At 62.1% G+C, this 18,853-nt stretch carries 17 protein-coding genes; 5 read left to right on the top strand and 12 right to left on the bottom strand.

What is annotated here, in order from left to right:
* Nucleotides 1-6: 6 nt before the first annotated feature.
* Both pbpC and Q1K31_RS02610 read right to left on the bottom strand, forming a co-directional pair.
* Nucleotides 7-2,070 carry a penicillin-binding protein 1C gene (gene pbpC / locus Q1K31_RS02615; protein ID WP_300376394.1) on the bottom strand — a complete coding sequence of 688 codons (2,064 nt, stop codon included), beginning with the start codon at nucleotides 2,068-2,070 and terminating at the stop codon, nucleotides 7-9.
* A 10-nt stretch (nucleotides 2,071-2,080) separates the two neighbouring features.
* On the bottom strand, nucleotides 2,081-7,039 hold the full coding sequence (locus Q1K31_RS02610; protein WP_300376392.1) for an alpha-2-macroglobulin: 4,959 nt from the start codon (nucleotides 7,037-7,039) through the stop codon (nucleotides 2,081-2,083).
* Nucleotides 7,040-7,133: 94 nt separating this feature from the next.
* On the opposite strand from Q1K31_RS02610, the gene Q1K31_RS02605 reads away from it, so the two are divergent.
* The 3 genes from Q1K31_RS02605 (at nucleotide 7,134) to Q1K31_RS02595 (ending at nucleotide 10,418) form a co-directional block, all read left to right on the top strand.
* On the top strand, nucleotides 7,134-8,336 hold the full coding sequence (locus Q1K31_RS02605) for an NAD(P)/FAD-dependent oxidoreductase (RefSeq protein WP_367187513.1): 1,203 nt from the start codon (nucleotides 7,134-7,136) through the stop codon (nucleotides 8,334-8,336).
* 87 nt (nucleotides 8,337-8,423) lie between these two features.
* Entirely contained in the window at nucleotides 8,424-9,935 is a 1,512-nt protein-coding gene (locus Q1K31_RS02600) for a catalase (protein ID WP_300376390.1), read from the top strand.
* Between the two features lie 126 nt (nucleotides 9,936-10,061).
* Nucleotides 10,062-10,418, top strand: coding sequence for a YbaN family protein (locus Q1K31_RS02595; protein WP_300376388.1), 357 nt, complete (start codon nucleotides 10,062-10,064; stop codon nucleotides 10,416-10,418).
* Here the strand turns inward: Q1K31_RS02595 and Q1K31_RS02590 are convergent.
* The 5 genes from Q1K31_RS02590 to Q1K31_RS02570 are packed head-to-tail and all read right to left on the bottom strand — an operon-like array spanning nucleotide 10,385 to nucleotide 12,757.
* Complete coding sequence (locus Q1K31_RS02590) at nucleotides 10,385-10,663, bottom strand: HNH endonuclease signature motif containing protein (protein ID WP_300376386.1); 279 nt, start codon at nucleotides 10,661-10,663, stop codon at nucleotides 10,385-10,387. The two genes, Q1K31_RS02595 and Q1K31_RS02590, sit on opposite strands and share 34 nt — an antisense overlap.
* Before the next feature lie 4 nt (nucleotides 10,664-10,667).
* A complete protein-coding gene (locus Q1K31_RS02585; RefSeq protein WP_300376384.1) occupies nucleotides 10,668-11,285 on the bottom strand; it encodes a bifunctional 2-polyprenyl-6-hydroxyphenol methylase/3-demethylubiquinol 3-O-methyltransferase UbiG in 618 nt (205 codons plus the stop codon).
* 6 nt (nucleotides 11,286-11,291) lie between these two features.
* Entirely contained in the window at nucleotides 11,292-12,176 is an 885-nt protein-coding gene (gene folD, locus Q1K31_RS02580; RefSeq protein WP_300376382.1) for a bifunctional methylenetetrahydrofolate dehydrogenase/methenyltetrahydrofolate cyclohydrolase FolD, read from the bottom strand.
* Nucleotides 12,169-12,456: a DUF167 family protein gene (locus tag Q1K31_RS02575; RefSeq protein WP_300376380.1), complete on the bottom strand. Its 288-nt coding sequence runs from the start codon at nucleotides 12,454-12,456 to the stop codon at nucleotides 12,169-12,171. Before Q1K31_RS02575 ends, folD begins: the two co-directional genes overlap by 8 nt.
* Before the next feature lie 10 nt (nucleotides 12,457-12,466).
* A complete protein-coding gene (locus Q1K31_RS02570; RefSeq protein ID WP_300376378.1) occupies nucleotides 12,467-12,757 on the bottom strand; it encodes a YggT family protein in 291 nt (96 codons plus the stop codon).
* A 182-nt stretch (nucleotides 12,758-12,939) separates the two neighbouring features.
* On the opposite strand from Q1K31_RS02570, the gene Q1K31_RS02565 reads away from it, so the two are divergent.
* Nucleotides 12,940-14,169: an MFS transporter gene (locus Q1K31_RS02565; protein ID WP_300376376.1), complete on the top strand. Its 1,230-nt coding sequence runs from the start codon at nucleotides 12,940-12,942 to the stop codon at nucleotides 14,167-14,169.
* A gap of 23 nt (nucleotides 14,170-14,192) precedes the next feature.
* On the opposite strand, the gene Q1K31_RS02560 is transcribed toward Q1K31_RS02565, so the two are convergent.
* Together Q1K31_RS02560 and Q1K31_RS02555 are read right to left on the bottom strand one after the other, a co-directional pair.
* The gene (locus Q1K31_RS02560) at nucleotides 14,193-14,564 is read right to left on the bottom strand and encodes a VOC family protein (protein ID WP_300376374.1); all 372 of its coding nucleotides are present in this window, start codon (nucleotides 14,562-14,564) and stop codon (nucleotides 14,193-14,195) included.
* A 71-nt stretch (nucleotides 14,565-14,635) separates the two neighbouring features.
* Nucleotides 14,636-15,409: an SDR family oxidoreductase gene (locus tag Q1K31_RS02555; RefSeq protein ID WP_300376372.1), complete on the bottom strand. Its 774-nt coding sequence runs from the start codon at nucleotides 15,407-15,409 to the stop codon at nucleotides 14,636-14,638.
* Between the two features lie 163 nt (nucleotides 15,410-15,572).
* Between Q1K31_RS02555 and Q1K31_RS02550 the strand changes: the two genes are divergently transcribed.
* On the top strand, nucleotides 15,573-17,264 hold the full coding sequence (locus Q1K31_RS02550) for an ATP-binding protein (RefSeq protein WP_300376370.1): 1,692 nt from the start codon (nucleotides 15,573-15,575) through the stop codon (nucleotides 17,262-17,264).
* Between the two features lie 14 nt (nucleotides 17,265-17,278).
* Here Q1K31_RS02550 and Q1K31_RS02545 read toward each other — a convergent pair whose 3' ends face one another.
* The 3 genes from Q1K31_RS02545 to Q1K31_RS02535 are packed head-to-tail and all read right to left on the bottom strand — an operon-like array spanning nucleotide 17,279 to nucleotide 18,830.
* Nucleotides 17,279-17,572 carry a 4a-hydroxytetrahydrobiopterin dehydratase gene (locus Q1K31_RS02545; RefSeq protein WP_300376367.1) on the bottom strand — a complete coding sequence of 98 codons (294 nt, stop codon included), beginning with the start codon at nucleotides 17,570-17,572 and terminating at the stop codon, nucleotides 17,279-17,281.
* Nucleotides 17,573-17,577: 5 nt separating this feature from the next.
* Nucleotides 17,578-18,180: a hypothetical protein gene (locus tag Q1K31_RS02540; protein ID WP_300376365.1), complete on the bottom strand. Its 603-nt coding sequence runs from the start codon at nucleotides 18,178-18,180 to the stop codon at nucleotides 17,578-17,580.
* Complete coding sequence (locus tag Q1K31_RS02535; RefSeq protein WP_300376363.1) at nucleotides 18,177-18,830, bottom strand: HAD-IA family hydrolase; 654 nt, start codon at nucleotides 18,828-18,830, stop codon at nucleotides 18,177-18,179. The genes Q1K31_RS02540 and Q1K31_RS02535 overlap by 4 nt, the downstream gene beginning before the upstream one ends.
* Nucleotides 18,831-18,853 lie beyond the last annotated feature (23 nt).

Genomic DNA, 18,853 nt, shown 5'->3' with positions numbered 1-18,853 from the left:
CGCCCTCTAGCCTGCTGATCCTGCGCCAATGACGCGGACCTTCACGCTCGACTCACGCCCTGCGGCGTCGACAGCACTCACACGATAGAAACCGGAGCGTTCCGGCTGCCAGACAGGCAGGCCTGCATCATCTGTCTCACACGGCTTCCCGTCGACATACCAGTCCAGCCTGCCCTCCCCGCGTCCGGCCAGCACGAAAGGCGGCGAGGGCTTGCCATTGATCGCGCCGGACCAGAGCTCGGCGTCCTTGGGCGGAAACAGGATTTCTGGCGCATGGCTGCCACGTTCAAAACGGGCCAGCGCTCCCTTCGCCTCTGCGGGCTGTTCGCTCATCAGCCGTGTCCTGGCACCTCCGCCCTTGCCGAGATGATAGGCGGCCCGGTCGGCTGCTTCGAACAGGACTGGCAGGGCCGCCTTGCGTCCCGTGACCCCTGGACGCGGTGCGCCATCGGCCCGGCCCACCCAGACCACGATGGCATGATCGCCGGAAACGCCTGCCGCCCAGGCATCCCGGAAGCCATAGGACGTGCCTGTCTTGAAGGCGATCTGAGGCGCATTCGCCGTCAGCCGTCCCGGCATGCGCCCAGCCGGTGCGGGTGCATTCCGCAGGATACGCAGGATCTTTTCTGCACTGTCCGGACTCATCAGGCGGTAACCACGTGCGGCTCGCATCCGTGCCTCCTGGTCTGCACGCCAGACCAGCGGCTTGGCATGACCATCATCGCCCAGCGCGGCGTAGAGCACAGCCAGTTCCCGCGCCGTCATCCCGGCCCCGCCAAGTGCCAGGGCGAGCCCTGGCTCCCTGTCTGCCCCGCGCGAGATACGCGGCGGTGCACCGGCCAGCGCCAGTGTCGCGGCAAACCGCTCCGGCCCGATCCGGTCCAGCGCCAGGACAGCCGGGACATTCAGGGAATGCTGGAGCGCATCGGAAACGCGCACATCACCGCGGAACATCCGGTCGAAATTGTCCGGCTGGTAGGAATCGAAGCGCTTTGGCAGGTCAGCAATCCGTGTATCCGGCGCAGCCGACCCGTCATCGAAGGTCATGGCATAGATGAAGGGCTTCAGTGTCGAGCCGGGAGAACGCGCCTGCGCGGTAAGGTCCAGCCAGCCGCCCGGAATATCCCGCGAGGCCGACCCGACAGCCGCCCGCACCGCGCGTGTCGGAATATCGACGACCAGCATGGCGACCTGCGTTTCATCTCCGAAGGTCCTCGCATGCTCGCGTGCAAGCCCTTCAAGCTCTGCCTGCAACCGCGAGTCGAGGGTCGAACGCACGTCGCCGGACACGCCTTCAGCCGCCTGCGATGTGGCATGCCAGGCGCGGGATGGAAAAGCATGTTCCCCCGTCGGCATATGTGAGGTGCGCGCCTCCTCGGCGCGGGCCGCATCCAGATAGCCGAGCCGTTCCAGCTTGGAGACAATCGCCTTGCGGCCGGCATCCGCGCCCTTGGGGCGAAGGTCCGGGCGGCGTACCTCTGGGCTCTGCGGCAACGCGATCAACAGAGCGATCTGGTCGTCCGACAGCCGGTCCGGCCCGCGGCCAAAATAGTGCCAGCTCGCCGCACGAAGCCCCTCGATATTGCCGCCATAGGGCGTCAGCGTCAGATAGAGCTCAAGGATTTCCTCCTTCGACAGTCGTGCCTCGATCTGGTGGGCGCGGAACATCTCGATCAGTTTGGACGGGATCGTGCGCGGGCGCGGCTCCAGCAGGCGGGCGGTCTGCATGGTTATGGTCGAACCACCCGAGACGATGCGGCCTGCTTTTGCCGAACTCCAGACCGCGCGGACCATGCCAATCCTGTCTACCCCGTGATGGCCCCAGAAGCGCTGGTCCTCAACCTCCAGCAGGGCCTCGATGAAAACCGGGTCAATCTCGTCAAGCTCGGCCCTGAACCGCCAGTAGTGATCCGGTGTGGAGATTGCCCGCAAAGGCCGCCCGTCCCTGTCGGTCACAAGGCTCGAGACAACCGCTCCTCTCTCAAGCGGTGGCGGAAAGATCCGGTCGAGCGCAAGGGTGGCAGCCAGCAATGCCGCAAAGGCAATCGCGAGCCACTTCACCCATCTCATCACACTCGCCTCATCTCTGTCCGCCAGTGCCTGCGCTCTGCGTCTCGATCGTCAGCCGGCCCGGCGCGGAGCGGGCAAAGACATCTGGCCGGTACATGTCCTCGGCATTGACGCCCGGCATGACGTAGGCCCCCGGCGTCACGGCCCGCGCGACATAGGCAAGCCGCACCGGGTCGTCCCGCACATCGACCGCCGCCACGAAGCGGTCATCGCGGGCTTCGGCCGTATTCGCCTGGTCGATTTCACCAAGCCATGAAAATGCCCCGTCAGGCCCATCTTCACGCGCGCCATCCGCGGGTTTCAACACTGTCTCGATCTCGAAGCCGGCTGGCAGGAGGTCTGCGATGATGACCGGGTTCGTCCGGCGCTGCTCGGGTGTCAGCTCCACCGCGACAATAATCTGGTCGCCCTGCCGCACGCGGCCTGTATCTACCTGACTGCCTGTCATGGTGCGCAGTTTCTTCGCCACCTTCAGCTTCGAGGAGACAGCCGGCGGCGCGCTCGAGGGCTGGCCGCGCACCATCACGGTGCGGAACATGGCTGCGGAATTGCCGCCAAGCGTAAAGCTCACATCGCTGGTCGCCTGCGCCGCATTCAGCATGTAGCGCCGGTCATTGTCATTGCCGCGCCCAAGCCCGTCGACACTGATACGAAGACCATCAGCCTCATCACTGGTCATCCCGTCGACCGCCAGCAGCGCGAAGGCTTTCTCCTGTGTCGACAGCTCGCTCGGGTCCGGGGTATCCTCCCCGAGACGCCGGGCCAGACGCGACACATGCTCATTGAACCCGGTTTCGGCCGCCAGTGCCAGAACACCCGTCAGGTCCCGAAGCGGTGTCTGATAGTAGTCGCCATTATTGGTGTAGCCAAGTGCCTCCTCAGCAGCATCGAATGCGCTGAACGCACGTGAGCGGTCGCCCATATAGGAGAGCGCCGCGGCCAGGTGCGCCCGCGCCAGCGGGCTTTCCATCTCGTCCAGTTCACGGTCATGGAGATAGCGCAGGCGGCTCATATCCGCCTTGCCCGCCTTGGCCAGCACATAAAGCGCATAGGCCGCAGAGCGGCGCATCAGCCTGTCTTCGGTATCGACATGGCCTTCGCCTTCCCAGACATTCGTTTCATAGCCATAGACCCGCCAGGCATCGCCCTGCGCGGTCTGGCGCAGCGACTGATAGGCCCGCTCGAGCGCTTCCTGCGGCACTTCATATCCTTCCGCATCGGCCCGGTAGAGGAAGTCGGCCGTATAGGCACCGAGCCAGGGCGAAGCATTGCGGTCGCCCTCGCGCCACAGCCCGAAAGCACCATCATTGGACTGGCGGTTCAGCACACGTGTCACCGCCGCCTGCACCTGATTGCGCGCAGGCTCGCGCGCGTCTGTATCGGCGCCCATGGCCACAAGCTCGTCAGAGTAGAGAAGCGGCATGGCCCGGCTGACCGTCTGCTCGGTGCAACCATAGGGATAGCTCGAAAGCGAGGCGTAGAGCGCGTTCGCATCCAGCGGCAGCGACGAGAAAGTGACCGTCACCTCGGCGCTGTCAGCAACATAATCCGCCAGTATGTTATCCGGGATCGACCAGCTGTCACCCGGTTCCATCAGGGCCGTCGAAATGCTGGTCGCCGGCAGCCAGGGCGAACGGGACTGTATCCTGTAATCGCGCGAGACCGAATAGCCTTCAGGCCCATCGACGCTCAGGCGCACATCCGACACGCCCAGCCCGTCTGAGGTAATCAGGACGCCTTCATCGGCACGCTGCCCATTGGGAATGGTACGCGACACTTCCGTCGCCGGCACGTCCAGCGGTTGCGAGACATCGAGAGCGGCGGTGAATGTGCCATCCTGAAGCTCGATATTGTCGATGGAGACGGTGGCCAGCGCCTCATCACCCGGCGCGAGGAAACGCGGCAGGATCAGCTCGGAAGGTGCCTCATCGCGCACTGTCATGGGCTGGCTCGCCGCGCCAAGTCCGGTCTGCGACCAGGCGACCGCCATGAGACGCAGCTCGCCGTTGAACTCGGGAATATCGAACGTGACCTCGGCCTTGCCCGACCGGCCGACATCGACCAGCCCTGAGAATAGCGCGACTGTCTTCGTCGGCACGACGGTCAGACCTTCCCCGCCAAGCTGGTCACCGCCCGTGCGCACTTCCGCCGGCAGGCCCATATTCGGATCAAGCAGGCGGCCATAATCATCAAAGATATCAACGCCGAGCGCCTTCTTCCCGAAATAGTGCGACACCGGATCAGGGCTGTCATACTTGGTCAGGCGCAGGATGCCTTCATCGACGGCCGCCAGCGTGAGATAGACACCCTCACGCGGCCCGCCGGAGATATCCACCTCGACCGTCTGCTCCCGGCGCGGACGCACGATCTCCGGCGCGTCGATCTCAAGCTCGAAGGTGCGGTCTTCCATATCGACCGGCACATAGCCGACCCCGACGGCCCGGCGCGGTCTGGACTGCACGACCGGGTCGCGCGGGGTATAGACATTGACCATCACATACGCGCCCTCGCCCCACTCTTCCGTTACAGGCAGGGTGAACTGCGTGCCCTCAGCGGAAACATCCCGCGTCTCCACAGACAAGATCTCGTCTGTTGCCACGACAATCTGGGCCTCGCCATCATAGGGCGGGACCACGGTGATCGCCGCGGGACGGCCGGGCACCACTTTCTGCTTTTCCACCATGACCTGCACACGGTCAGGCGCCTCGACCCCCTCATCGGAGACAGAGCCGCCCCAACCGACACGGAAATCCGTACTCGCTGCAGCAGGGCTACCCTCTGCTGTGACGATCAGCTCATGCTCGCCATAATCAAGCCCGTTCACACTGATGGACTGGGTCGTGCCGCCAGTCTCGACGACGCCTTCATTGACCGTGCTCACCGTACGCGACCGGCGCCAGCGCCAGCGGCCATCTTCACGGTACCAGTCATAGTGGTAGTCGATCGCCAGCACTTTCCAGTTCAACCCGGTCTCTGTGACGCTGCCTGCTGCATCGACGGCGGCGATCTCGAAACTCACCGGCTTGCCGTGTTCGGCGCGGCCATCGAAATCCTCGCTTATGCCGACATAGAGGTCGCGCGGGCGGTACGGGATACGCACACTCTCCGTCACCGCGCGTCCGCCCGGCTCCAGCACGCTCACATTGGCGTTCAACCGCAAAGGCCGCTCGGCGTCGCGGGCCTTGCTTCCAGGCGACAGGCGCAGTGTGGCCTTGCCAGCCCCGTCCGTTGTCTGGTCGTCGAGTTCGAGAATCTCTTCACTGAAACTCTCATCGTGACGCCCGAACTCGAAACCTTCGAATGCCTCGAACGGACTCGGATCCCGCTCGATACGCGCCTGCGCCTTGACGGTCAGGCCCGCGCCCGGCGCGCCATAGAGGAAACGGGAATCGACGGCGATCTCGCGCGTTCCACCTGCACGGACAGGGGTCTCTTCATCGGTCTCCAGTTCGACAGCAATGCGCTGGGGCACAAAGTCCTCGACCGCAAAACGCAAGCTGCCGGCCTCGCCTGCCCCGTCAATGTCGAGCACGGCGCGCCACATACCGCGCGAGGCACTGTCTGAAAGTTTGTAATCCCATTGCACAGCCCCGCCTTCCGCATTCGGGAAGCGGTAACGGTCGGCCTCAAGCCCGTTGGGGCGATAGACGATAAGGCTGCCCGCACGGTTCTCGATGGCCTTGCCTGCCCGGTCGCGCATAAGCGTTGTCAGATGCACCGTCTCGCCGGGCCGGAAGATGCCACGCTCGGCATAGACATAGCCATCCACCGGGCCGGGTGTGGTCCGCCCCCCCGTATTCTGCTCCGACAGGTCGATCGGCGCCCGGCTGAGGTCCAGCACGGCAAGATCGCCCTTGGCCCCGAAAGCCATGACCATGCGCGGGGCGAGATTCCCCTCGCCTTCCAGCAGCGGCGCACCAAAGCGCACGCGGCCACTCTCATCGGTGTCCGCCTCGGCGAGGATCTCATTGTTGAAAGCGATCAGCTGCACGCGCGTATTCGCCAGGATCTCCCCATCCTGAAGCGACCGCAGGGTCACATCGAGACCGTTCTCGCCGCGATAGCCGGTCAGGGCCAGATCGGTCAGCATGATCCAGCGCCGCGCAGAAGCTGCCGGGCCATCCCGGTCGCTGATATCGCGCGCGTCCTGAAGCTCGACGAAATAGGAACCGGGCTTCAGCTGGCCGATGACATCCGGCAGCGGAAACACCGTCGTCACGGGCGCATTGGTAACATTGTCCACCGCCATCGTCCCCGACCAGACTTCCGACGACACATCGCGCGGATCGTCATCGCCATACAGATACGAATAGCGCCCCTGCGGCGCGGATTCGCCCTGGCTGATCTCCTTAAAGGCCAGCGCACGATCATTCACGCGATAAACCGTGACCTCGACATTCTCGACATTCACCGTCTCGATGGCCAGGCCATCGGCATTCTCGCGCGGCAGGATAACCCCGGAGCCCTGGAATCCGACATAGGGCGGGCGATCCTCGAAGCTGATCTGGACGTCTTCTTCCCGCGAAATCTCCTCGCCGCCATCGGAGGGCAGGCCCTCAAGGATTGTCGCGGTATAGGAGCGTGCGAAATCGAGCCCCTCAAGGCAGAGCTCCCGGCCCTCGACGCTATAGGCCGGGCGCACGGCGGGACGCATCTCGATATAGGTGGAGTAGTCAGTGCCGGGGTCCAGCGGTTTGGAGAAAACCAGACAGGCCCGCGGCTGGTCGCCGCTTGTATCCGGGGCATAGCGGAAATAGGCAAACGCGTTGGTTTCCTGTGCCGCGAGGCGCTGGCGTTCCTCCTGGCGCTGCTCAGCCGCCACACGGTCGGCGCGCGAACGCTCGACAACCTGGCCGCCGGCTTCTTCCGGAATCGTCGTCGGTGGATCGTCATTTCCGCCACATGCGGCAAGCGCGCTCAGCAAACCTGCAAGAATTAGCCCCCGTGCCCTGTAAGTGTTGCCAGCCATGTGCGACTCTCCTCCCTCTCCACGCTATTATCTTTACAGGAAGATTGCGTGCCGCCAACAGGGCGGGAATTGGACTTTTTGAGGGAATTTAATTCTGGCACATGAATACCACACCGTAATTCTGGGGGCCGGAGCCGCCGGCCTTTTTTGTGGGGCGCGGGCGGGCGTGCACGGCCGGTCCGTACTGGTCATCGACCATGCGAAAAAGCCGGCCGAGAAAGTCCGCATCTCCGGCGGCGGGCGATGCAACTTCACCAATATCCACACCGAACCGGCCAACTTCATTTCCGGCAATCCGCACTTCGCCAAGTCGGCGCTTGCGCGCTACACCCCCTGGGATTTCTGCGACCTCGTCGCCCGCCACGACCTGACCTGGCACGAGAAAACGCTCGGCCAGCTTTTCTGCGACCAGAAGAGCGGCGCCATCATCCGGATGCTGCTCGACGAACTGGACGCGGCAAACGGCGAGCTCTGGCTGGAGACCGAAGTTTCAGAAGTCGGCCACAGGAATGGCCGTTATCATCTCCGCACCAGCGCAGGGGACGTCAGCGCGCAGAAGCTAGTCGTCGCCACGGGCGGTCTTTCCATCCCGAAAATGGGGGCCAGCGGTCTTGCCTATGAGCTGGCCCGCCAGTTTGGCCATGAAGTCATAACGCCCCGGCCTGCCCTCGTGCCTTTCACCTTCAGCGGGCAGCTCAAGGACACCTTCTCGTCGCTGTCCGGCGTCTCCACCCCTGTCGATGCCCATGCAGACCGCGGCCCTGATTTCCATGAGGCGATGCTGTTTACCCATCGCGGTCTCTCCGGGCCGGCCATGCTGCAAGTCTCTTCATACTGGCGCGAGACCGAGCCCGTACAGATCGACCTTGCCCCCGGCTGGCACGTGCCTGACGTCCTGGGCGAAGCGAGAGACGCCTCCCCGAAAACCACTCTACGCACATGGCTGGCCACATGGCTGCCCGCCCGGCTCGCCGATCTCGTGGCCGGCTGGCCCGGCATTCCCGGCAGCAAACAACTCGCCAACCTCTCAAACAATGACATCGAAACCATCAATCTCGCTCTCAAGCACTGGAAGGTCACGCCGACCGGCACCGAAGGCTGGCGCACAGCAGAGGTTACGGCTGGCGGCATAAACACTGATGGCCTGTCGTCGCGCACGATGGAAAGCAGGAACCAGCCGGGGCTCTACTTCATCGGCGAATGCGTCGACGTCACCGGCTGGCTCGGCGGCTACAATTTCCAGTGGGCCTGGGCGAGCGCGGCAGCAGCGGGTGAGGCACTTGCCACCCATCAATAAAAGCTATGGCGCGCTTATCTATTCTTAATGGAAAGAATAAGACGCGTTGGGCGTTTCCCAGTTTCCGAACAAGAAGGAGCTGCCCCCATGACTGACGAGAACAAGAAACTGACAACAACGGCCGGTGCACCGTGGCCGAACAATCAGGACTCAATCACGGCCGGCGAGCGCGGCCCGCTTCTCATGCAGGATTATCAGCTTCTGGAAAAGCTGGCCCACCAGAACCGCGAACGTATCCCCGAGCGCACCGTTCACGCCAAGGGCTGGGGCGCACATGGTGAACTTGTCATCACGGGCGATATTTCAAAGTATACCAAGGCCAAATGCCTTCAGCCCGGCGCAAAGACGCCGATGATTTCCCGTTTCTCCACGGTCGCAGGCGAACGCGGTGCGGCGGACCATGAACGTGACGTGCGCGGATTTGCGCTGAAATTCTACACCGAGGAAGGCAACTGGGATCTGGTCGGCAATAACACGCCAGTCTTTTTTGTCCGTGACCCGTACAAGTTTCCGGACTTCATCCATACCCAGAAACGCCACCCAAAGACGAACATGCGCTCGCCTACCGCGATGTGGGACTTCTGGTCACACAGCCCCGAAAGCCTCCACCAGGTCACAATCCTCATGTCTGACCGTGGCCTGCCTGTCAGCCCCATGCACATGAACGGCTATGGCTCTCACACTTATTCACTCTGGAACGAGAAGGGCGAGCGCTACTGGGTGAAGTTCCACTTCAAGACCGAACAGGGTCATGAACACTACACCAATGACGAGGCGGAAGAGATCGTCGGCAAGACCCGCGAAGGCTATCAGGAGCGGCTCTTCAATGCGATCGAGAATGGCCAGTTCCCGCGCTGGAAATTCCAGATCCAGGTGATGGCCGAGGAAGACGCGGAAAAATGCGACTTCAACCCCTTCGACCTGACCAAGGTCTGGCCACACGCCGATTTCCCGCCAATTGATGTGGGCTATTTCGAGCTCAACCGGAACCCGGAAAACTATTTCGCCGAGATCGAGAACGCCGCCTTCGCGCCGTCGAACATCGTGCCCGGTATTTCATGGTCACCGGACAAGATGCTCCAGTCGCGCATCTTCTCCTATGCCGACGCCCACCGCTATCGTCTCGGCACGCATTATGAGCAAATTCCGGTCAACCGTCCGAAATGCCCGGTTCATCACTATCACAAGGATGGCGAGATGAACGTCTATGGTGGCATCGCAACGGGCGATCCGAATGCCTATTACGAACCAAACTCCTTCAAGGGGCCGGCCGAGGTGCCGGAAGCCCAGGAACCGCCCTTGAAAATCTCCGGCGATGCCGACCGCTACAACCATCGCAAGGAAGATGATTACAGCCAGGTCCGCACCCTCTTCGAGAAAGTGCTCGAGGATGACGAAAAGGAACGCCTTTTCATGAACATCGCCGGCACGTGGGGCGCCGTGCCCGATGAGATCTGCGAACGCCAGCTGGCCGAATTCAAGAAGGTCCATCCAGACTATGAGGCAGGTGTCCGAAAGGCGTGGGAGAAAGTCCGTGCCGATGGCGACTATAAGCCCAACGCCGCACCGGTTACGGAGAAGACCCCGCAAACCGTCTGATCGCGGCTGGCAGTCAAACGCCTGGAGAGGGCGGGCGCCACCATGAGGCACTTGCCGGATGGTCCGCCCGCCCCTTTTATGCGAGAAGCCTTCGCAACACGCCACAAGGAAGTGAGCAGACCAGACATGATTGCCCGCCTGCTCGGTTTCCTCTTTCTCGCGCTTGGCGCGATCGGTATCTTCCTGCCGGTCTGGCCGACAACCATTTTCTGGATCGTCGCAGCGCTCTGTTTCACCCGCTCTAGCCCGGCCATGCGCGACTGGATCTATGCCCGCCCCGGCCTTGGCCCGCCGATCCGGGACTTCATCGAACAGGGCACGCTTTCGCGCAGCTCCAAGAGCGGTGCGCTCGCCGGTATGGCAATCGCCAGCGGAATCAGCGGGTTCCTGCTCTGGGGACGCTGGGCATGGCTTGCCATCGCGCTCGGCCTCGTCGTGACCGGCGCAGCCTATGTCCTGTCACGGCCCACCGACGCCGCCTGAGACTTGCCCTTGCGTTTATTGCAGATGGCATGGGCGAGCTGGAGATTGTCGGCCATGTCCGGCCCGCCTGCCGCACGCGGGATGATATGATCAAACGTCGGGCGCTGCTTCTTCCAGATCGTGGCGTGCGCGACCTCGAACCGTGACCGCGGCATCGGCCTGCCACACAGGGCACAGCACCCCGACTGAGCCTCCCATAGCTGATGGAAGAACGCGGTGTCAGGTGGGCTATAACTCTGTGACATGCCGCTACCGTTCTTTCTCGAAGACGTGATTCATCCATGTAACACCAGCTTTGCGGTTCGCTTCGCCGGCGGACTGGCGTTGCTCACGGAACAGGCTCATAAGCCCGGCAGCATCTGCCAGCGCCACCGTCTCTTCCGACGGAACATCGAACATGCAGCGCCCTTCCGGAACTGGGCCAAGGCGCACCAGCATGATGAGACGCCCGCCGGGTTTCAGGAGCCCTGAGATCCTTGGCATCGCCGCGGCGCGTTCCTCCCTGTCGAGATGCATCCAGACGGCTGAAAGCTGGATCAGATCGAACTCGCCTGTGAGCTCACCGAAGCTCTCCAGCCCCGGCAGGCTGTCATCACACCACGTAATATTCGGGGAGGTGTGGTGCGCCATCGCCCGCATACGCAGCGCGTCGCACGGTTCAACCGCAAGCGTTTCAAAGCCGGCTTCGGCGTACCATGCGGCATCGCGCCCGGTGCCTGCACCGATATCGAGAACCCGTCCGGGGGCCCTCGGTATGAAGTCCGTCAATGGACCATGTGTTGCCTCGAAAGAATAGGATTCATAGCAGGCAAAGAGGTGATCGGCCGCTTCGGCATATCCCCTTGTTCCGCGAACATGATCCGACATTCCGGCTCACAGCTCCGCCGGAATATCCCAGCCGCGCCGGTAGCAGGCCGCGATGACAGTGTTGCGGAGCAGGCAGGCAATCGTCATCGGGCCGACCCCGCCCGGCACCGGCGTGATATGCCCGGCGACCGGCTCGCAGTCGGCAAAGTCCGCATCGCCCACCAGCCGCGTCTTGCCTTCGCCTTTTTCCGGCGCATCAATCCGGTTGATGCCGACATCTATGACCACCGCCCCGGGTTTCACCCAGTCGCCCTTTACCATCTTCGCCCGGCCCACGGCGGGCACGAGAATATCTGCCGTGCGGCAAAGCCCTTCCAGGTCCTGCGTGCGCGAATGCGAAACCGTGACGGTACAGTTCTCTGCCAGGAACAGCATCGCCGCCGGCTTGCCCACGAGAATGGAGCGCCCGATCACGACGACATTCTTACCGGAGAGATCCTCGCCCAGCGCGCTCTTGGCGAGGATCACGCACCCCGTCGGCGTGCATGGCCGCAAGCCCGCCTTGCCAAGCAGCAGCCGCCCGGCGCTCGCTTCCGTCAGCCCGTCGACATCCTTGGCCGGGTTGATGCACTCGATGGCCCTTTGCTCGTCGAGACCCTTGGGCAGCGGCAGTTGCAGCAGGATGCCGTCAACTTCCGGATCATCATTCAATGTCGAGATCAGGTCTTCGACGTCCGCCTGGCTGGCATCAGCGGAAAGATGATGATGCAGCGAGCGCATGCCCGCTTCTTCGGTCTGGCGTACCTTGTTGCGGACATAGACGTGGCTGGCCGGGTCTTCGCCGACCAGCACAACGGCAAGCGCCGGCTGTCCGGGAAGCGCCGATACGGCCTCTGCGACCTTCGCCCTGACATCCGCGGCGACCTGTTTGCCCTCGATCCGTTCAGCCATGACCCATCCACTCCTCGATCTGGCGCGCCGCGGCGCTGCCCGGTTCCGTGTCGATGTCCACGCCCTTAATCCGGCTCGTCTCGCCGGTCACCACCCTGACGGCAGATTTCGGGAGCTTCAGCACCTTTGCGAGCAGTTTCTCGACTGCGCAGTTCGCCTTGCCATTCTCCGGCACAGCAGAGACACGAAGTTTCAGGAATTCCCGGCCTGCATCATCCACCATCCGGCCCTGTATCGCGTCGGAGGAAGCGTTCGGCATGACACGGGCGGTAAGACGCATGAGCGGCTCGTCAGATCACGTTCGGATAGACGTAATACATGATCACCCGTTCGAGGAAGATGATGATCAGGATCAGGATAAGCGGTGACAGGTCGATCCCGCTCATACGCGGCAGCGCGTTGCGGATTGGCCGGCAGAATGGCTCCGTGATCTGGTGCAGGATACGCCATAGGCCCTCGACGAACTGGTTACGCAGGTTCACGACATTGAAGGCGATCAGCCAGGACAGGATGGCCTGCGCGATCAGCACCCAGATGCCGAGTTGAAGAATGATTAGAACGATGTCGAGAAGCGCACGCAATGTAGGTCTCCAATATCTTTCGGCCTGACTAGTCCATTTCGCAAAGCTTTCGCAATATGGGAACCGACATCCGTTTCGCCAGGCCCCGAAAGCGGTCGGGAGGGGCAGCTTCGAGGCCTTCCGCGACGTTCACCTTGCCCGATCCGGCGGCGCACACCACCTTCATCACCGGAGGATACGACATGACGGCCCAGCCGCCTGCGATGGACGCGCCGCTCAGGCCGCTTTCAGGACTACAGAAACTCGCCATCGCCTTTGGCAGCGTCGCCATGGGCGCGGGCATGACGATCAATTTCGTGGTCGTCGCCCCGCTCGCCCGTGAAGCCGGCCTCACCGAAATCCAGGTTGCTGGAATCCTCACCCTGTCAGCTGCCATCTACGCCCTGATGATCCCGCAATGGGGCCATTGGGCAGACCGGTTTGGCCGCAAGCGCATCATGGTCTTCTCCCTGTTCGCCATGGCCACCACCAACATGATGTTCCTGTTCGCCCTGAAGGCCGCCCTCATCGGCATGGTGACCGGGCTGTCGACCTTTTTCCTGCTGGTGTTCACAAGGCTCTTCTTCGGCCTGCTTTCTCCCGGCCTCCAGCCTGCTTCGATGGCGGCCATGACGGATGCGACGACGCCGCTTACCCGCGCCGGCGGGCTGGGCATGCTGGCCGCCGCCATGGGGCTCGGTTCGATCCTTGGCCCGGCCGGCGCGAGCATCCTTGCCGAGTTTGGCGCCCTTGCCCCGCTCTGGGGCTCCATCGTCTTCTGCGCCATCGCCGGATCTGTCATTGGTTTCAGCCTGCCAAAGTCACGGGGCAACCGTGATTCTGCCCGGCCGGACCCGCTGCGCATGAGAGACCCGCGCGTCTTCCCGCATCTTGCTTTCCTGTTTGCCTATTTCGTCGCCGTTGGCGCGATCCAGCAGACGCTCGCCTGGCTGATCGAGGACCGGTATGATCTCGCCAAGGCGGCGAGCGTGCAGGCGACCGGTATCGCCTTCGCCTGCATGTCGATCGCGATGATCGTGGTCCAGTTCGGCTATGTGCAGCCCCTGAAACCGGACCCGAAACGCATCCTGCCCGTCGGGCTGGCCTGCATCGTGGCGGGCTATGTCTGGGCTGCCCTGGCAGGCCCCTTCACGGCTTTCTGCCTCGCCTTCGTCCTTGTCGGCATCGGGTCGGCCCTGTCAGTCCCCTCCGCCAATGCGCTCGGCAGCCTCTCGGTGGAGCGTCACGAACAGGGCAGCGCCGCCGCCCTGCTCTCGGCCGCCCCGCCCTCAGGCTTCATCTTCGGCCCCCTGCTCGGCGCAATGCTCTACTCAGCCGGGGACCGCCTGCCGCTTTTCGTGAGTGCAGCCATGATGGCCGCCCTGTTGGCCTACCGGGTCTACTTCAACCTGCGCACACCCAGGCCCGGCTGACCGCAGGCATCGGCGCACCGACCTCACCCCATGGTGAAAGCATTCAGCTTGTTGCCGTCCGGATCCCGGAAATAGGCGGCATAGAAGCCGTCATCGCCACGCGGACCGGGCGCACCTTCATCGCTTCCGCCATTGGCGAGCGCGATCTCGTAAAGCTTGTGGACCTGGTCTTTGTCTTTCGCCTGAAGGGCCACCATCATGCCATTGCCGACGCTCGCCGGCTTGCCGTCAAACGGCTTCGTCGCGGCAAACCCGGCCGGCCCGTCAGGCGTGCCCCAGGCGATGAAGGTGTCGAACTCCATCATCCGCCCGCTGCCCAGCTCAGCGGCGATGGCGTCATAGAATGTCGCCGCCCGTGCCAGATCATTCGTCCCCAATGTCACATAACCAATCATATCCCAGCCTCCTTGCTTGAGAGGCCGGAACATTACATGAACAAATGGCGTTCGACAAGCAGTATTTAGGCCTACATCGCCGAGATTCCGCCATCGACCTTGAGCTCGATGCCGGTGACCAGCTTGCTCTCGTCGGAGGCGAGATAGAGTACGGCATAGGCGATATCGTCCGGCTCGCCGACCTTGCCGAGCGGAATCTGGCGGCCGAGCTTGGCAAGCGCTTCCTCTTCCCCGAACTGCGACTTGGTGTAGTCGAGGATCGGGGTGTTGATGAAAACCGGGTGCACCGAGTTACAACGGATCTGCCCGCCTGTCTTGGCGCAATGCAGCGCGATCGACTTCGACATGTGCCGCACCGCCGCCTTGGCGGTGTTGTAGGAAATATAGTTGCCGCTCGCGATGATGCCCGCAATGGAGGAAATGTTCACGATCGAACCGAGCCCGTGGTCGCGCATCAGCGGGATGGCGTACTTGCAGCCGTGGAAGATGGAATCGACATCAACTTCCTGAACCTTGCGGAACGTCTCGTAATCCTCGTCCTCGACCGTGCCGTGCGAGCCGATACCGGCATTGTTAATCAGCACGTTCAGTCCGCCCATCGCGTCATGGGCTTCCTTCAACACGACCTGCCAGCGCTCTGCATCGGTCACGTCATGCTGCCAGGCAAAGGCGGTTCCGTCGCCATGTTCGGCGTTGATCGCGGCGGCGACTTTCGTCGCGCCCTCGCCGTTCACATCGGTAATGGCGACCTTCGCACCCTCTCGCGCCAGCATTCTCGCCGTCGCCTCGCCGAGCCCCTGCGCACCGCCTGTCACCAGAGCCATCTTGCCTGCTACGCGTCCCATCCGGACCTCCCTCATTCCTGTTTTCTCTATCCTGTAGTGTCAGTTCCAGTTTGCCTGAAAAAGGTCAAGCGGCGCGACAAGCCTTCCGTGACGGAATAAATGAAGAATTTTGAAAGGATTTTCGAAGAGGTTCCCGGCAATAATAAAGGGGGAACGGCAACAAATGCCGCAGAAGGAACAGATCAATCTGACGCTCGAACAGCTCCTGCAGGCTGTCGAGAAGATCGAGAATGGCTTCGCGCTGCACCGCGAAGATTACAGCCTTGTATTCGTCAACGAAACAGCCCGCCGCCACTTCCCCGAATTCTATCGCCGCCTGGAAATGGGCGAGTCGCTCGACGATGCGATGTATAACAGCACGAAATACATTGCCGACGGCCATGACGGTTTCGATGTCGAGAGATATTCGAACAAGCTTGTCGGCATGGTCCGCGGTAGCGGTACGATCAATGTCGAGAACCGCGAAGGGACCCATGTAAAGGCGACATTCTCCAAGCTCGCCGATAGCAATGTCCTGTGCATCAGTTCCGATGTGACCGACATGCGCGAGCGTGAGCGCGAACTGCGCCACGCCAAGCGGGAAGCCCAGGCGGCCAGCCAGGCCAAGTCCGAATTCCTCGCCGCGATGAGCCACGAGATCCGCACGCCGCTCAATGGCATTCTCGGTATGGCCCAGGCCCTCGGCCACCGGGAGCTGCAGACAGATGAACGCGAGATGGTCGACGCCATTCTGGACTGCTCGAAGTCCCTGATGACCCTGCTCAACGACATTCTCGACCTCTCCAAGATCGAGGCCGGGAAGCTGGAAGTCGCCCCCATCGTCGACGATTTCCGTCACAAGATGAAGCGGAGTGAACGCTTCTATCGCACGAAGGCGGAAGAGAAGGGCCTGTCGCTGCGCTTCATCATCGACAAGAGTATCCCTTCTGTCATGGAGTTCGACCCTGTGCGCTTGCGCCAATGTGTCGACAACCTTCTCTCCAACGCGCTCAAGTTCACCAGCGAAGGCGGTGTGATCGTAGCCGCGACGCTTGATGACAATCCTGACCCCCAGAAGGCGCGCATCAAAATTCATGTCTCCGACACGGGCATCGGCATGAGCGAGGAACAGGTCAACAAGCTGTTTGAAAACTTCCAGCAGGCTGACCGCTCCACGACCCGCAATTATGGTGGCACGGGCCTTGGCCTGGCCATTTCCCGCAAACTCGCCCGTCTCATGGGCGGTGACATAAGTGTTGTCTCGAAGCCCGGAAAAGGCTCGATTTTCACGCTCACGCTAGAAGCAACGCACGTCGAGGAACAGCCGGAAGAACCACAGCCGGTCAGCTTCAAGCCCGAGCCGGTCAAGCAGCCACAGCATCAGGAACAGCCTTCCGAAGAGGGTAGCCTGCGCGGGAAAACCGCGCTCATCGTGGATGATAACCGCATCAACCGGCGTGTCGCCCGGCTGTTCGTGGAACCGCTCGGCCTTAAAGTTATCGAGGCGGGCGGTGGCAAGGAAGCGCTGCAACAGCTCAAGAAAAACAAGACCGACATCGTCATGCTCGACATTCACATGCCGGAGATGGACGGGCCGACGACGCTTGAGCATATCCGCGCAAGTGGCGAGCCCTGGGCAGACATTCCTGTCATTGCCCTGACAGCCGATGCGATGGCCGGTGACCGCGAACGTTACCTTGCCATCGGCATGGCCGACTATGTGTCCAAACCGATTGACGAGCGTCAGCTCCTGACGGTTCTGACGAGTTGCCTGTCAGGCGCGAGCCAGAACCAGAATCAGGCGGCAGATACATCCATGAAGGATCAGGCCGCCATGAATGACCTCGACGCCATGATCGAACGCATGAGCGCCTGAACTTCACTTCATCGTCAGGCCAGCTTCGCAGCCAGGGAATCCATTTTCTGGCCAAGCGAAATGTCCTTTTCGGTCACACCGCCTGCGTCGTGAGTGGTGAGCGTTACTTCCACCGTATTGTAGACATTGAACCACTCAGGATGGTGATCGGCTTTCTCGGCCTGCGTCGCCATTGCGCTCATGAAACCGAATGCCGTGGAGAAATCGGCAAACTTGAACGTCTTGGAAATGGCGTGCTTGCCATCATCTGCCTTCGACCAGCCCTGAAGCTTGCCGAGCGCGGTGTCGAGATCGAGTTTGTCTGCCATGTCCCTTACTCCTCGTTTTGCCGTTCGTGTACGTAGTAGAGCCATCGGCCATCCGATGCGATCGCCATGCGGACACCGGGATAACCGCTGCCTTTCCTGATCTCTGCAATGCCGGCTTCGCCGACAAGTTCCTCAAGCCGTGCCCGCTGGCGGAAGTTCAGCCGCTCCGGGCGCAGCTCCTCGGCATCCAGTGCGGCCAGTTCGGGCCAGACATACCAGGTCTCTCCGCCCACGATACGTGTACCATACGGACCGTCCAGAAGCCCCTCCATGCGCAGGATGGGATCAAAGCCCGTACGCCGCAGCAGGTCCCAGTGTTCACGATGGGAGGCCCCGGCGAAATTCGAGATGAAGCTCGGCTGACGGTCTGCAAAGCGCGTCAGCCGGGTCAGCGAGTTGGAGTCGATGATGTCACGCAACTCGGCAATCGTCGCCCTTGCATCCTCGCTCAGTGCCTCGGTCTCCGGACCAGCTTGCGTGGACGGCCTCATATAGTCCGGAGCCGCCTCAACCTTGAGACGTACAGTGTCACGCGGTTTCTCGCCGCCACAGGCACCGGTCAGCAAAGCGGCCAGGACAAGGCCGCCTGCCGCGGCCGCACGGGTCACGCCGTCAAGGACCATCCCGTCGCCTCTGCGAGATCCCGGAGCAGCTGATCCTCGTCGAGAACCTTGATCGTCGTCATTCCCATCGCGCGTGCCGGTTTCAGGTTGATACCCAGATCATCGAGATAGACACACTTTTTCGGATCGACATCAAGCGCCTCGCACATCAGCGAATAGATGCGTGGGTCCGGCTTGCGAATACCCAGCTTGGAGCTTTCGATCACCTCATCGAACAGGTCGAAAACCTTTGCGATTTCCCCGGCGCGGCTTTCATCGCTCTGCATCCCTGCGCCCTTGCCGACCGGGGCATTATTGGTAATGCAGCCGACCGTGACCTTCGACTTGCAGGCCTTCAGCGCCTCTACGACGCGCGGGCGCAATTCGCCTGACAGCAGCCCGAGAATGTCCTGCCCCGGCACTTCATGACCCAGTTCACGGCTTTCCTCGCGGAACAGCTTGTCGAACTCCTCGGCCGTCACCTTGGACTGTTCGAGCTTTGCCCAGGCATTGGTCTCGCCATTGCGGGCATTAACGCCGCGGATGAAATCCTTCGGCAGGCCATTATCGGCCTCGTAACGGTTGAAAGCCTCGAAGGGGGACGAGGTGAGCACCCCGCCAAAGTCCCAGATCACGGCTTGGATATCTTCTGCCATGGCTGTGTTCTATCTCCTCTTGG

The organism is Henriciella sp., assembly GCF_029936995.1.
Taxonomy (GTDB): domain Bacteria; phylum Pseudomonadota; class Alphaproteobacteria; order Caulobacterales; family Hyphomonadaceae; genus Henriciella.
This window is presented reverse-complemented; position numbering and strand designations above follow the sequence as displayed.

Coding starts and splice junctions, on each gene's coding strand:
- pbpC (WP_300376394.1), bottom strand. CDS start 2,070: ATGAGATGGGTGAAGTGGCTCGCGATTGCCTTTGCGGCATTGCTGGCT.
- Q1K31_RS02610 (WP_300376392.1), bottom strand. CDS start 7,039: ATGGCTGGCAACACTTACAGGGCACGGGGGCTAATTCTTGCAGGTTTG.
- Q1K31_RS02600 (WP_300376390.1), top strand. CDS start 8,424: ATGACTGACGAGAACAAGAAACTGACAACAACGGCCGGTGCACCGTGG.
- Q1K31_RS02595 (WP_300376388.1), top strand. CDS start 10,062: ATGATTGCCCGCCTGCTCGGTTTCCTCTTTCTCGCGCTTGGCGCGATC.
- Q1K31_RS02590 (WP_300376386.1), bottom strand. CDS start 10,663: ATGTCACAGAGTTATAGCCCACCTGACACCGCGTTCTTCCATCAGCTA.
- Q1K31_RS02585 (WP_300376384.1), bottom strand. CDS start 11,285: ATGTCGGATCATGTTCGCGGAACAAGGGGATATGCCGAAGCGGCCGAT.
- folD (WP_300376382.1), bottom strand. CDS start 12,176: ATGGCTGAACGGATCGAGGGCAAACAGGTCGCCGCGGATGTCAGGGCG.
- Q1K31_RS02575 (WP_300376380.1), bottom strand. CDS start 12,456: ATGCGTCTTACCGCCCGTGTCATGCCGAACGCTTCCTCCGACGCGATA.
- Q1K31_RS02565 (WP_300376376.1), top strand. CDS start 12,940: ATGACGGCCCAGCCGCCTGCGATGGACGCGCCGCTCAGGCCGCTTTCA.
- Q1K31_RS02560 (WP_300376374.1), bottom strand. CDS start 14,564: ATGATTGGTTATGTGACATTGGGGACGAATGATCTGGCACGGGCGGCG.
- Q1K31_RS02555 (WP_300376372.1), bottom strand. CDS start 15,409: ATGGGACGCGTAGCAGGCAAGATGGCTCTGGTGACAGGCGGTGCGCAG.
- Q1K31_RS02550 (WP_300376370.1), top strand. CDS start 15,573: ATGCCGCAGAAGGAACAGATCAATCTGACGCTCGAACAGCTCCTGCAG.
- Q1K31_RS02545 (WP_300376367.1), bottom strand. CDS start 17,572: ATGGCAGACAAACTCGATCTCGACACCGCGCTCGGCAAGCTTCAGGGC.
- Q1K31_RS02535 (WP_300376363.1), bottom strand. CDS start 18,830: ATGGCAGAAGATATCCAAGCCGTGATCTGGGACTTTGGCGGGGTGCTC.